This is a genomic window from Enterococcus spodopteracolus, from assembly GCF_030441955.1.
Lineage (GTDB): Bacteria > Bacillota > Bacilli > Lactobacillales > Enterococcaceae > Enterococcus_B > Enterococcus_B spodopteracolus.
The window spans coordinates 216,317-229,685 of the sequence record NZ_JARJHD010000001.1 but is presented as its reverse complement, the minus strand read 5'-3'; the positions used below and the strand labels follow the sequence as shown (position 1 = coordinate 229,685).

13 protein-coding genes are annotated in these 13,369 nt (G+C 38.9%); 4 read left to right on the top strand and 9 right to left on the bottom strand.

Annotation, left to right across the window (positions count from 1 at the left end):
• Window positions 1–80: 80 nt before the first annotated feature.
• The 5 genes from glyA to P3R27_RS01025 form a co-directional block, all read right to left on the bottom strand.
• Window positions 81–1,325 (bottom strand): serine hydroxymethyltransferase, encoded by a 1,245-nt coding sequence (glyA, locus tag P3R27_RS01045; protein WP_126134321.1) that lies wholly within the window; start codon window positions 1,323–1,325, stop codon window positions 81–83.
• 189 nt (window positions 1,326–1,514) lie between these two features.
• Window positions 1,515–2,540: an L-threonylcarbamoyladenylate synthase gene (locus tag P3R27_RS01040; RefSeq protein ID WP_034686896.1), complete on the bottom strand. Its 1,026-nt coding sequence runs from the start codon at window positions 2,538–2,540 to the stop codon at window positions 1,515–1,517.
• Window positions 2,541–2,732: 192 nt separating this feature from the next.
• Window positions 2,733–3,569: a peptide chain release factor N(5)-glutamine methyltransferase gene (gene prmC, locus P3R27_RS01035; protein ID WP_034686897.1), complete on the bottom strand. Its 837-nt coding sequence runs from the start codon at window positions 3,567–3,569 to the stop codon at window positions 2,733–2,735.
• A complete protein-coding gene (gene prfA, locus P3R27_RS01030; RefSeq protein WP_034686898.1) occupies window positions 3,562–4,635 on the bottom strand; it encodes a peptide chain release factor 1 in 1,074 nt (357 codons plus the stop codon). Before prfA ends, prmC begins: the two co-directional genes overlap by 8 nt.
• Window positions 4,636–4,637: 2 nt before the next feature.
• Complete coding sequence (locus tag P3R27_RS01025; protein ID WP_010736627.1) at window positions 4,638–5,222, bottom strand: thymidine kinase; 585 nt, start codon at window positions 5,220–5,222, stop codon at window positions 4,638–4,640.
• A 178-nt stretch (window positions 5,223–5,400) separates the two neighbouring features.
• Here P3R27_RS01025 and P3R27_RS01020 point away from each other — a divergent pair, with 178 nt between their 5' ends.
• The gene (locus P3R27_RS01020) at window positions 5,401–6,000 is read left to right on the top strand and encodes a class I SAM-dependent methyltransferase (RefSeq protein WP_034686899.1); all 600 of its coding nucleotides are present in this window, start codon (window positions 5,401–5,403) and stop codon (window positions 5,998–6,000) included.
• Window positions 6,001–6,123: 123 nt separating this feature from the next.
• Here the strand turns inward: P3R27_RS01020 and P3R27_RS01015 are convergent, their stop codons facing one another.
• The 4 genes from P3R27_RS01015 to P3R27_RS01000 form a co-directional block, all read right to left on the bottom strand.
• Window positions 6,124–7,089, bottom strand: coding sequence for a peptidylprolyl isomerase (locus P3R27_RS01015; RefSeq protein ID WP_034686901.1), 966 nt, complete (start codon window positions 7,087–7,089; stop codon window positions 6,124–6,126).
• Window positions 7,090–7,325: 236 nt separating this feature from the next.
• Complete coding sequence (lepB, locus tag P3R27_RS01010; RefSeq protein ID WP_010736630.1) at window positions 7,326–7,895, bottom strand: signal peptidase I; 570 nt, start codon at window positions 7,893–7,895, stop codon at window positions 7,326–7,328.
• A 204-nt stretch (window positions 7,896–8,099) separates the two neighbouring features.
• Window positions 8,100–8,879 (bottom strand): DUF6681 family protein, encoded by a 780-nt coding sequence (locus P3R27_RS01005; protein WP_034686903.1) that lies wholly within the window; start codon window positions 8,877–8,879, stop codon window positions 8,100–8,102.
• Window positions 8,876–9,349: a hypothetical protein gene (locus tag P3R27_RS01000; protein WP_034686904.1), complete on the bottom strand. Its 474-nt coding sequence runs from the start codon at window positions 9,347–9,349 to the stop codon at window positions 8,876–8,878. The genes P3R27_RS01005 and P3R27_RS01000 overlap by 4 nt, the downstream gene beginning before the upstream one ends.
• Window positions 9,350–9,709: 360 nt before the next feature.
• Between P3R27_RS01000 and P3R27_RS00995 the strand changes: the two genes are divergently transcribed.
• The 3 genes from P3R27_RS00995 to P3R27_RS00985 all read left to right on the top strand — a co-directional run bounded on the left by P3R27_RS00995 (window position 9,710) and on the right by P3R27_RS00985 (window position 13,356).
• Window positions 9,710–11,110: a TrkH family potassium uptake protein gene (locus P3R27_RS00995; protein ID WP_034686905.1), complete on the top strand. Its 1,401-nt coding sequence runs from the start codon at window positions 9,710–9,712 to the stop codon at window positions 11,108–11,110.
• Between the two features lie 199 nt (window positions 11,111–11,309).
• The gene (locus P3R27_RS00990) at window positions 11,310–12,662 is read left to right on the top strand and encodes a Mur ligase family protein (RefSeq protein ID WP_034686906.1); all 1,353 of its coding nucleotides are present in this window, start codon (window positions 11,310–11,312) and stop codon (window positions 12,660–12,662) included.
• Window positions 12,655–13,356 (top strand): type 1 glutamine amidotransferase, encoded by a 702-nt coding sequence (locus P3R27_RS00985; protein WP_034686907.1) that lies wholly within the window; start codon window positions 12,655–12,657, stop codon window positions 13,354–13,356. The genes P3R27_RS00990 and P3R27_RS00985 overlap by 8 nt, the downstream gene beginning before the upstream one ends.
• The last annotated feature ends 13 nt before the right edge of the window (window positions 13,357–13,369 follow it).

Genomic DNA, 13,369 nt, shown 5'->3' with positions numbered 1-13,369 from the left:
ACCAAATAGCTACATCCCTGATTGTCTCACCTTTTTCGATTCTCTTACCTTTTTATTGATGACTCTTAGTTATAAACTGTTTATTTTTTATATAATGGAAATTGCTCTGTTAATTCACGGACGCCTGCACGCACTTCTTCTAATTGTGCTTCATCATCTTTTGCCTGTAAAGCTTTGACGATCAATTCAGCTACTTTTGCCGCATCTTCTTCGCGGAAGCCACGGGTCGTAATTGCTGGTGTCCCGATACGGATACCGCTTGTTTTGAAGGGGCTTAGTGTTTCAAAGGGAATCGAGTTTTTATTGACGGTGATATGAACACTGTCCAAAATCGCTTCAGCTTCTTTTCCGTTCAATTCTAAGTCACGTACATCGATCAAAATCAAATGATTATCTGTGGCACCTGAAATCACTCGGGTACCAATCGATTGATTGAATACTTTTGCCATGGCTTTTGCATTGGCAATGACATGTTCGCTATATTCCTTAAATTCAGGAGTCAATGCTTCTTTAAATGCAGCAGCTTTTCCGGCAATCACATGCTCCAAAGGGCCACCTTGGATGCCTGGGAAAACTGCGCTATTGATTTTTTTAGCCAATTCTTCATTGTTTGTTAAGATCATCCCACCACGAGGCCCTCGTAATGTTTTGTGAGTCGTCGTTGTTGTGATATCGGCATAAGGGATTGGGCTTGGATGAACCCCCGCTGCAACTAAACCAGCAATGTGTGCCATATCGACCATCAATTTTGCCCCAACTTCGTCCGCGATTTCTCTGAATTTTGCAAAATCGATCGTTCGACCATAAGCACTTGCTCCTGCTACGATCAATTTTGGTTGATGTTTTCTCGCTAAGATGCGTACGACATTATAATCAATGACTTCTGTTGTCGGATCTACACCATAAGCAACAAAGTGATACGTTTTTCCACTAAAATTGACTGGAGAGCCATGTGTCAAATGTCCGCCAGCAGAAAGATCCATTCCTAAGATCGTATCGCCCGGTTCAACTAACGCAAGATATGCAGCTGTATTGGCTTGTGATCCAGAGTGTGGTTGAACATTGACAAAATTGGCACCAAATAATTCTTTGGCACGATCGATCGCCAGATTTTCAACGATATCCACAAATTCACACCCACCATAATAGCGATGTCCTGGATACCCTTCAGCGTACTTATTCGTTAAAATACTTCCTTGTGCTGCCATCACAGCTTCAGAGACAAAGTTTTCAGAAGCGATCAGCTCCAGATTGTTTTCTTGTCTTTCCTCTTCTTTTGCGATTGCTGCCCATAAATCAGGGTCAAACGTTTTGTAGTCTACCACAAACAACAACTCCTTATTTATTTATGTGTCAACTTCTCTAAATTTCAAATGATTGTTCAGTTTATTTGTCTTTTTTTGATGTTGACCAAACATTACTAGCTAAGAATACGAACATTATTTCTTAAATAGCTATTTTAGTTTGTTTCCTAGATTGTATCACAGAATGATTTTGCAGCAATCACTTCTGGATCATTTTTTATAATAATTTTGTCCTGCGGCTTTTTTCAACCGATTCATATAAGCAATACCTAGACCTTCTTCAGGTGCAACTTGTACTAGAATCAGATCAAGAGCTAATCGATCATCATCTAAGCCACGTAACCCCGCAAACAACCCTTTCGTTGCTGCCTCTACTGAATCATCGTAATACATATACACAGCTGCGACATCCTTGCGTACCTGATCAGCTATTGTTGGTCCAGCTAAAACACCGGTACGTAGTTTTTGCTCTTTTGTCCAGATAATCGCCTCTGGCCAATCCGTTTTTTCAACCATCAGTACTCGAGTATCAGGTGAGTAATGTTTGTATTTCATCCCCGGAGATTTCGGTGTTTCAGATTCTTTGACCAAATGGCGGTCTGTCGCCACTGGACTTTTAATGATAGCTTCTAGTTGCTCTTTCGTGATTGCTCCTGGTCGTAAGATCATCGGCGGTGCAGATGGGTCGCTCAAATCCAGTACCGTTGATTCTACACCGATCCTCGTCGCCCCATCATCAATGATCCCTGTGATTTTCCCATTTAGATCATGAAAGACATGGTCTGCTGTTGTTGGACTCGGTTTACCTGAAGTGTTGGCACTTGGCCCTACAAGTGGTACACCTGCTAATTGGATTAATTCTAATGTTTTCTTGTTATCTGGCATGCGAAAAGCAGCTGTGGATAAACCACCAGTGACAATCCCCGGTAAACTGCCTTTTTTGATGTGAAAAATCAAAGTCAGTGGTCCTGGCCAAAAGTTTTTCACAATTTGTTCTGTTAGGGGGTGAAAGTTGTCCACATACTCTTTTACTTGTTCGAAGGAGGCGACATGGACGATCAATGGGTTGTCTTGTGGTCGACCTTTCACTGTAAAGACTTGTTTGACAGCCTCCGGTAAAAGGGCATTAGCTCCTAATCCATAGACAGTTTCCGTTGGAAAAGACACTAGATTCCCTACTGCTAATTCCTTCGCAGCTTCATTTAATTGTGTTTCATCATATTTCATTGTTTCCACAGTCTATCCACATCCTCTTTTTTTAAAATCCTTGTTTTATTCCGTTTTCCCAGACAGTTATACACAAATTGTTGATAACTAGTTTGTCAATAGTGGATAAGTATGTTGATAACTAAAATATTCGTTTTCATCCTTATCAAATCAGTGTTTTTTTATTATAAAAAAACAGAAAAAAATTTTTTCATCCACAAACTAATTGGTAACAAAAATCATCCGATCATTGCCTGCCATATCTTTTTTGATCCGTACTTTTTTTGTGGGAAAGGCTTGCTCCATGATTGCTTTGACAGCTGCTCCTTGTTGGAAACCAATCTCTAAAAAAAGTTGTCCATCGCTAGCTAATATTTGTGAAGCTTCCTTTGCGATTTTCTGATAGATCGCTAAACCATCTTCTTCAGCAAACAATGCCATCTTCGGTTCGTAGGTTCGTACACTCTGATCCATCACCGACCATTCTGCTCGACTGATATAAGGGGGATTAGAAATAATGACATCAAAGGTTTGATCCATGACAGGTTCCAACGTATCACCATGATAAAAATTGATCGTCGTTTGTTCATGTTCTGCATTTTCCTTGGCGACAGCTAGTGCTTCTAAAGATAAATCAATTGCTGAGACCCGCCAATTTTTTCTAGTAGCTTTCAAACTGATGGCGATTGCCCCAGTTCCTGTACCGATATCCACGACATTTAAGGTTTCTTTGCTTGTTTTTGCCAAACATAGTGCGACTAATTCTTCGGTTTCTGGACGAGGAATCAAGGTTGCTTTCGTGACTTTCAAACGGTGATCAAAAAATTCAGCAAAACCTAATAAATAGTGGGGTGGATAATGTTGCACTAGTCGTTGCATATCTGCATCGATCATGGCTTGATCCTCGGCTGTGATTGGTTCATTCATTCGCATGAGCCAATCCAGTTTCGTCCACTGCTTGCGTTCAAGAAAGACAAATTGGATATTATATCCTTCTACTCCTTGTTCTTCTAAAAAAGAAGAAGCCCGTGTGAGGACTTCTCGATAGGTTTTATCCATTTTGCATCTCTTCCAACTTAGATGTTTGGTCGTACACGATCAATGCGTCGACAATCTCATCTAGTTTTCCTGCTAGAATCTGATCCAGTTTTTGGATCGTCAAGCCAATACGGTGATCCGTCACGCGATTTTGAGGGAAGTTATAAGTACGGATACGCTCTGAACGATCCCCAGTCCCTACCGCAGATTTACGATTCGCATCATATTCGCTTTGTGCTTCTTGTTGGATCTTGTCGTAGACGCGCGCACGTAAGACTTTCATCGCTTTCTCACGGTTTTTCAATTGTGAACGTTCATCTTGCATCGCCACTACGATTCCAGTTGGCAAGTGAGTCAAACGTACCGCAGATGCTGTCTTATTAACATGCTGTCCACCGGCTCCAGAAGCGTGGTAAATATCGACGCGGATATCCTTGTCAGCCAAATCGATCTCTACTTCTTCTGCTTCAGGCATGACAACGACGGTTGCCGTTGATGTATGGATACGTCCTTGAGATTCTGTTGAAGGGACACGTTGGACCCGATGTGCGCCACTTTCATATTTTAATTTCGAGTAGACATTTTCACCTGAGATCATCATGATGACTTCTTTATAGCCACCGATCCCTGTCACACTTGCTTCCAAGACTTCTGTTTTCCAGCCTTGGCTCTCTGCGTATCGTTGATACATCGAGAAAAGATCCCCTGCAAATAGTGCGGCTTCGTCGCCACCAGCGGCTCCGCGAATCTCCATGATAATGTTTTTGTCATCGTTTGGATCTTTTGGAAGTAACAAAATCTTGATTTTTTCTTCTAGTTCTTCTTTTTCTTGTTTCAAATCAGCTAATTCTTCTTTAGCCATCTCTGCCATTTCGTCGTCTAACTTTTCGCCGAGTAATTCTTCTGTATCTTTGATCCCTTGAACAACTTCCTTGTAGCGACGATAAACTTCGACCGTTTCACGTGTATTTGCTTCTTCTTTTGAAAGTTGCATGAAACGTTTCGTATCTGAAATCACTTCTGGGTCACTCAGTAGTTCCCCAAGCTCTTCGTAACGGTCTTCGATTGATTGTAATTGGTCGTACATGCTTAATCTCCTTCTGTGATCATCAATGGATGAAAATAGTGTTTTCGACATACGGGATAATAGGCTTCATTGCCACCAATCTGGACTTGATCTCCTTCGTACACCGGTGTTCCGTCTATATAATGTAAATTCATCATTGCTTTTTTATGGCAGAACCAACAGATCGTTTTCATTTCTTCGATTTTGTCTGCATAAAGCAATAAATATTTCGATCCTTCAAATAATTCATTTCTAAAATCATTTTTTAATCCGAACGCCATCACCGGAATATTGAGTTCATCAACGATTCTCGTGAATGCTAAGACATGTTCTTTTGTTAAGAACTGCGCTTCATCGATCAATACACAGAATGGTGGGTGTTCCATCTGCTGGATGACTTCAAATACATCGGTCGTTTCAAAAATGGGAATTGCTTCACGTTTCAGCCCGATTCTGCTTGAAACTACGCCAACGCCATCTCTTGTATCGATTCCGCTGGTCATCAAAACAACCGGTTTGTTTTGTTCTTCATAATTATGTGCGACTTTTAGGATCTCGATTGTCTTGCCGCTGTTCATTGCGCCGTACTTAAAAAATAGTTGTGCCATGTCCTCATTCACCTTCCAGTTTGTTCCTATGGTATTATACTTGATTTTCAATCATTTTTACAGTGAGAATTTTCGAAGCGAGATTTCCCTAGTGTAAATATTGGTATTTTCGTTATAAATTAATAAACTACCCGCACTTCTTTTGGTATAATCGAATGAAAAATAAAGGAGAGCGCTTATGTCCGAAATATTCCACCAAATGGCGAACTATTATGATACCCCCGAACGAATCCAATTAGCTGCCACGATTCGTTCAGCTGTTGAAAAAGAATTTTCTGCACAGACTCATGACCAGAAATTGATCGATTACGGTGGGGGAACTGGTCTTGTCACATTACCCTTTGCCTCACGTTTTAAAGAAGTGATCCTCATAGATTCAGCCGCAGGAATGCTAGCGATGGCTGATAAAAAAATCAAAGAAGCAAAACAAGCAAATGTACGAACGGTAGAAATGGATGCAACAAGGAATTTGCCGGCAGAGAAAGCCGACATCATCTTATTGTCTTTAGTCTTATTGCATATTCCAGAAACGAGAGTCATTTTAAAACAACTTTCGCAACTCCTTCATCCAAGTGGAAAACTCTATATCGTTGACTTCGATAAGAACGAAAACATCCAGCATCCAAAAGTCCATAATGGTTTTGACCACGAGGAGCTAAGAGAACAATTGGAATTTGCTGGATTTAAACCACTTTCAATTGAAACATTCCATCACGGAAAAAACTTGTTTATGAAACAAGATGCTTCTTTGTTTTTAGCCATAGCATGCAAAGAATAAGCATTTTCTATTTTCTATAAAAAAACTTTCATAAATACGCAAAACCCGAAAATAAAAAAATTATTCTCGGGTTTTTGATTATTTTAATTGAGTTCGTATTTGTTTAGTTCTTCCAATGATCAACTAGTTTGAACTATCTGTCGAAGTGTTTGTTGAAGAGTCGGTTGAAGCATCGGTCGAACTTTCACTTGTCGACGGTTCCGTCATCAAGCCACTTAATACGTTTTTGAAATCTTCATCTTTGATTTTTACATTTGCTTTTTTCAACTCATTACGCACAGCTTCTTGTATGAATGTTGGATCTGCTATTTTTGTCTCTGTTGCTATTTTTTCTAGTTCTTTTTTATATTTTGACATATCATTGCCTTTTTCTTGTTGTTTGACCATTTTCACAAGATAATATTCCGTGGCGTTCGTAGAGGAATTAGTCGCTGTGATGACGTCAGAAACTTCCTCATTTTTAAGTTTGAAGGCTGCTTGTTTGACTTCTGTTGGCACACTTGTTGATTGCGAGTCAAAGGTGATTTCTCCGCCCTTTTCTTTTGTCGCTTCATCTGTCGATTTTTCTTTGGCGATTTTAGCAAAGTCGCCTCCTTCATCGAGTGACTTTTTGATTTCCTTGGCTTCATCTTCGCTGCTTACTTTGATCAATTGTGCCTCTACTTCTGGATGGAAGTTTTCCCATGCTGTTTTAAGATCCTCGTCCGTCAATTCGACATTCGCTCGTAACCCTGCCTTATAAGCTAATCTTTTTTTGATTTCTTCTTTGTAGGATTTAGTCGTATAGCCCGCTAATTTCAATTGCGAATCGAAAGAATCACCGAGTGCTTCTTTGCTATCATTGTATTCTTTTTCCACATCTTCATCAGAAACTTTATCTCCATAGTTTTCTTCAAATATTTGGAAAATAATCAAATTTTGGACGGCTGATTCGGCACCATTTATTTTTTTCAGCTGGTCGACTAGTTCCTGCTCGGAAATCGTTCCACCTTTATAAGTCACTGCGGCTTGGTCTGATGGATTTGTGGTACATGCAGAAAATAAAACCAGTCCTGATGATACAGCTAATATTGAGATAAATTTTTTCATGCTGTCACTCCTATATATTTTAATAGTTATTTATACCTATGTGTCTTTCACTTTAACCTTACTTTATGAACAAACTTTGAAAATAACGTGATTTTATAAAAAAAATTAAATTGATCACCTGTTGATGTAGTTTATATAACAAAAAAACCTCGAACATTCCAAATGAATGTTGAGGTTTTTTCAGGGTATATCTTTACTTTTTAGAGTTATATCGTTATCACATTACGTATCATCGATTAAATGATATTGATCTTATTCAACGGCCAATAGCGGAAAACGACTTTTCCTTGGATCAAGTCTTCATCGACTAAACCAAACATGCGGCTGTCTTTTGAGATCAAACGATTGTCGCCCAGTACCAAGTATTGTCCTTCAGGAACAGTGAATTCAAAATCACTGGTGAACGTTTCAGCATTTTCAGCTTGCGATTGGAAGGCTGAGTTATAAGAATATTCCTCTTGTAGTTTGTCTTCTGAAAATTCTTTTTTATACTCATCTAAGTAAGGTTCATCTTGCTTTTCCCCATTGATGTATAGTTGATCATCTTCCATTTTCACAGTATCACCGGGCATCCCAATGATTCGTTTGACGATCATCCGTTCTTCATCCCCAGGTTCTTTTGTTGTAATGATATCCCAGCGGTCAAAATCTGAGATTTTAGATGAGATCAAACGTTGTCCATCATGTAACGAAGGGTCCATGGAATGACCACTCACGGTGACTGGTGTAAATACATAGACTCTTGCCAAAATGATGGCGGCTAAAACAACGATCAAGATTCCCCAATTTTTCAAAAAGTTTTTCACTTTATACCTCCTATTAACCAAACATTTTTATGTTATTTTTTATTTATTTGTTAGCTATTCTTTATTTTACATTTTTTATCGATTAAAAGAAAGAATAAGTGTCGGATCGTGTTGGGAATAATCCTTTTTTTTAGAAATGTTTTTTTGAACTTCATGTATCTTTAATATTAGAGCTAAATAAATCCTTGATGGAAAAGATTTATCCTACACTTTTGATTTTTTTCTTCGTTGGCTTCGACTGTATGTCACTTCACCTTCTTGTTCTTTTGGTTGATTTTTCTTGATGATCAACTTCAAACGATAGGGTTCATGGTATCTAAGACCATCTTTGACAAAATCACCGCCTGCAAGGAATAAGCCTACGGGTTCAATATGATCTTCTGGCGAGTCGACCTTGATCGTCCCTACTTTTTCCATGCTGGAATAATTACGACCGATACTTAATTGATAAGTTTTGTCGGAGATTTTTTTCACATAATAATACGGATAAAGTGTATTTCGATCAATCAAGAACCCGTCCATTCGACCAAGTTCATTGACCTTGATTTCCCCTTTTTCAATCAAATAACGCATATTCTCTGCTAGTTTCAATTGGTAGTCTTCATCGAATAGAACATTGGCTTTTTCTGTATTGACTTTGTCGATATTTCCGTTGTTCCCGCGAACCGTTTCTCCTTCAATATTGAATGCTTCATCAGGTAAATATTTTACGATCATTTGCGTCACATCGGCTTTTGAATTTTTATCAAAAAAGTAATAAAACACATTTAGAATAGTGAAATATAAAAGAACTAAAAAGCCTAATCCGTATAAAAAAAACTGCAAATACTTTTGATTTTGCCATAATCCATAAACAATCCGTAAAAGGTAAACGGTCGGAATCACACTTAATATAGTATAGCCTCGGTTCAAATATTTAGGACTGATATCTAAATATCCTAAAAACTTGTGTATCCCATTGATGATATCTAATATAACTGTCATTCTTCATCACCTGCCTGTTGATTATACATCTGTGTTTCAGCGGATTGCTCTGTAGGTGCATTTTTTTCATTTAGATTGCCTTCACTTGGCGTAGAAGTACTTGGCGTTGTATTAGGCGTCGTACTGCTTGGTGTAGTGGCACTTGGCGTCGTACTTGAACCGCTGTTGTCCCCTTGATTTTGACTAGTCGAATCGGTCGTATATCCTGTATTTCCTTCATCCACGGAACTTTCTGGTATTGAGTTTTGGTTGTATGTAGAATTGGTTGTGTCTTGTTCTACAGTCGTCGGTGTTGTTTCTACCGTGTCATTCGTTTGCCCTGTTCCTTCATTGGTAGAAGTCGTCGTCGTCTCTGTAGAACGACTTGGTGCACGATAGCTAGAACTATTAACAATGCCTGTTGTGGTAGCAACAATCGTCGAAATCGTCAATACAGCGATTGGCTTTAATATAGGTGCTACTTTCCGCATATTCTCTCATCCTTTTCCTTGTTGCCGCTTGAAGTCTTGATCAGTTTGGCAAAAGTTGATTTTTCTCACACGTATTCTTTAGTTTTACCATAAATTTCTTATTTTTTTCTTATTTTTTCATGAAACTTTTGTGTAGATTTACTCGAATGTTGTTTTAGTCGTAATCAGACAGTCTATGACTGGTTGATACACTTCATTTTATCATGGATCTCCCTCCAAGTTCTCTCGCAAAGTCATCTTTATTATAAGACACTTTTCCAATAACTAAAATCCTAGTAAATTTTAGTTTTATTATTTCTTTGTGTATTTATTTTATTGTCGGTATACTGGAAGAAACATCTAACAAGGAGGATCGAATTTGTGCAATTGAATCTTTTTTTTCGGAAATGGCGAAGGCGTAGTACAAGATATGCTTCTAGTCACTTTTCTTCTATTCAAATTATTGTATTTTATTATATTTTAATGACTATTATTTCTTTGGGCTTGTTTTACATCCCATTTTTCCGAAATCCGGGTAGTCATGCTTCATTTATTGACATGCTTTTTATGGCTATCAGTACGATCAGTGTCACTGGCCTTTCGACATTTGACATCCACGCGATTTTTAATAACAATGGTATTATTTTACTCGAAGGGTTGTTTCAAGTGGGTGGTTTAGGGATCATGATGATCTCCACGGCATTTATTATCTTTTCTAAACGACGGATCACATTACGTCAGAGACAATTAATCATGACAGATATGAATCAACCACGTTTATCTGGTATCGTTCGTTTGATTCGGATCACTTTTGTCATATTGCTCTGGTTCCAATTGCTATTCGGTGCCTTGTTCTCCGTTTATTTCTATATTCGCGGCTATTTCGATCATTGGCACGAAGCCGTTTTCCATGGATTTTATCAAGCTATTTCCGCGGTCACAAATTCGGGATTTGATATTACTGGTGAGTCGATCAAGCCATTTGAACATGACTATCCTTTTTTATTTATGATCATGTTCCTGATTTTTATTGGCGGGATCGGTTTTCCAGTATTGATGGAGTTTCGAGAATGGCGCTTGTATCGAAAAACGAAAGCCAAGATTCCTTTTCGGTTCTCTTTGTTTACAAAACTCGCCGTCCTCGCTTTTATCATTTTATTTGTAAGCGGGACTATCTTGATTTTTTTACTTGAAAAAAATCACTTGTTTAAAGATCTCCATCCTAGTGTCCAGTGGATCAATTCAATGTTTTATTCCATGACAACTCGTAATGCGGGTTTACAGATCCATGATCTGGGGGATTTTCAAATCACGACCTTGATCGTCTTTTCCCTATTGATGTTCATTGGTTGTAGTCCGAGTTCTGTCGGCGGGGGTATCCGAACCACGACTGTGGCGATCATTGGTCTTTATCTTTATTCGTTTTTGAAAAGTGAAGATAACATTAATATTTTTGGTCGTCGAATCGATGAAGATGATGTCCGAAAATCAGTGGTCGTTTTTATGCTCTCCTTAGGGATGTGCTTCTTCTGTATTCTTTTTTTATCTGCCACGGAGAAACAACCATTGATCTCGATCATCGTGGAAGTGACTTCTGCTTTTGGTACAACGGGGTTATCGCTAGGCATCACTGGTGATCTGTCCACCGTCGGGAAAATCACGATTGGCGCTTTGATGTTTATTGGACGTATCGGGATGTTGTACACATTAATGTTATTTGTGCCAAAAGAAACACGAGATTTAGGTTATGAATATCCTACAGAAAAAATCATTATCGGATAAGCAAGTTTATCGTTACCATAAAAAACCGATATGTAAGAAGCAAGGAAGCGATCGTTTTTCGTTTTCTTGCTTCTTTCGTTTTTGTTTTGCGAACAGTATAAACTTTTGTAAAATAAGACAAAGCAATTTAACCTTTTTTTCAACATATGGTATGATTAGTTGAATTTATTTGTAATTATGACGTTTTGGAGGTTACATAATGGGAATACGCAGTCAATTTGCGATTGCAGTTGGTAAAACCGCACAATGGGGACTAAAAACCTTTTTTAAAGGAGGATCAAGTTTACCTGGTAAACTTGCTTTATCGATCGATCCTCATATTTTAGATACATTAGCAAAAGACTATCAAGTCGTCGTCGTAACTGGAACAAATGGAAAAACATTGACGACCGCTTTGACCGTCAATATCTTACGACAACAATTTGATGAAGTCTTGACGAATCCTACGGGCGCAAACATGGTCCAAGGAATCGTTTCGACTTTTTTACAAGCAAAAGCCGGAAAAGGCCAAAAGAAATTTGCGGTATTAGAAATCGATGAAGCCAGTCTAAGCAGAGTGACTGAATACATCAAACCTGAACTATTTTTATTTACAAACATTTTCCGTGATCAAATGGACCGTTACGGTGAAATCTATACCACTTATAAAATGATCGTTGATGGTGCCGCAAAATCGCCAGATGCTACGATCATCAGTAATGGCGATTCACCGATCTTCAATTCAGTTGAGACGGTCAACCCTAGAAGATATTATGGATTTGATCACGAAGAAGACCATGAACAGATGGCCCACTACAATACAGATGGCGTGTTGTGTCCGAAATGTCATCACATCTTGCACTACAAAATGATCACTTATGCAAACTTAGGTAAATACTATTGTCCAAATTGTGAATTTAAACGTCCAGAACTAGATTATCGTTTGACAGAAATGAAACGAATGGACAACAAATCAGCTGATTTCGTCATTGATGGTCATGAATATGGCATCGAAGTTGGTGGCATGTACAATGTCTATAATGCGTTAGCAGCTACTGCGGTGGCTGAATATTATGGTGTTGTTCCTGAAAAAATCAGACAAGGCTTAGGGTATGACGAAAAAGTATTTGGTCGTCAAGAAGTCATCGAAATCGATGGCAAGTCCTGTACATTAGTTCTAGTCAAAAATCCTGTAGGGATCAACCAAGTCATCGACATGATGGGACATGCACCGTATCCATTTTCACTAGTTGCCCTCTTGAATGCGAACTACGCAGATGGAATCGATGTGAGTTGGATCTGGGACGGAGAATTTGAACGCTTTGCAGATATGGAGATCCCTGCTGTGATTGCTGGTGGCGATCGCCACACAGATATGGCACTACGTTTGAAAGTAGCGGGTATCGCTGAAGACAAATTGACACAAGCAAAAGAATTGACTGATGTCATTGAGAAAATCAAACAACTACCGACGGATCATGTCTATATTTTAGCGACCTATACAGCTGTCTTACAATTACGAAAAGAATTAGCGAGTCAAGGCTTTATCAAAGGAGGCATGAATCGTGGCTAACTACGAATTACGCATTGCCCATCTCTATGGGAATCTGATGAATACTTATGGTGACAATGGCAATCTCTTGATGCTCCAATATATCGCCAAAAAAATGGGGGTCACTTCTCATACTGAGATCGTCAGCATCCATGAGCCCTTTGAGGCAGATAAATACGACTTAGTTTTCTTTGGAGGTGGTCAAGATTTTGAACAAATGATCATTTCAAAAGATATTCAAGAAAAGAAAGAATCATTGACTGATTACATTGAAAATGATGGTGTCGTACTTGCGATTTGTGGCGGTTACCAACTACTTGGTCATTATTATATGGGCGCAAACGGTGAAAAAATCCAAGGAATCGGTGCGTTGGATCATTACACTTTAAGCCAAGAGAATAATCGTTTCATTGGTGACATCGTGATCCACAACGAAGAGTTCAACGAAACCTATTATGGATTTGAAAATCATAATGGTCGAACATTTCTTGGCGAAGGCGAACGCCCGTTGGGAAAAATCGTCAAAGGTCAAGGAAACAATGGGGAAGATCAATCAGAAGGTGTCATTTATCGCAACGTTTACGGCTCCTATTTCCATGGCCCGATCTTAGCACGTAACGAACATTTAGCGGAGCGTCTCGTTCGCTTAGCATTAGAGCAACGTTATGGAAAAGAACTTGATCTACCAACAGTTGCCGCAGCTCCAATCAAGTAAACAGCGAAAAACC

What these genes read in the sequence shown, in the direction of transcription:
- P3R27_RS01000 (WP_034686904.1), bottom strand. Translation starts at nt 9,349, where the DNA reads ATGCGGAAAGTAGCACCTATATTAAAGCCAATCGCTGTATTGACGATT.
- P3R27_RS00990 (WP_034686906.1), top strand. Translation starts at nt 11,310, where the DNA reads ATGGGAATACGCAGTCAATTTGCGATTGCAGTTGGTAAAACCGCACAA.
- P3R27_RS01020 (WP_034686899.1), top strand. Translation starts at nt 5,401, where the DNA reads ATGTCCGAAATATTCCACCAAATGGCGAACTATTATGATACCCCCGAA.
- P3R27_RS01005 (WP_034686903.1), bottom strand. Translation starts at nt 8,879, where the DNA reads ATGACAGTTATATTAGATATCATCAATGGGATACACAAGTTTTTAGGA.
- prfA (WP_034686898.1), bottom strand. Translation starts at nt 4,635, where the DNA reads ATGTACGACCAATTACAATCAATCGAAGACCGTTACGAAGAGCTTGGG.
- P3R27_RS01015 (WP_034686901.1), bottom strand. Translation starts at nt 7,089, where the DNA reads ATGAAAAAATTTATCTCAATATTAGCTGTATCATCAGGACTGGTTTTA.
- prmC (WP_034686897.1), bottom strand. Translation starts at nt 3,569, where the DNA reads ATGGATAAAACCTATCGAGAAGTCCTCACACGGGCTTCTTCTTTTTTA.
- P3R27_RS01025 (WP_010736627.1), bottom strand. Translation starts at nt 5,222, where the DNA reads ATGGCACAACTATTTTTTAAGTACGGCGCAATGAACAGCGGCAAGACA.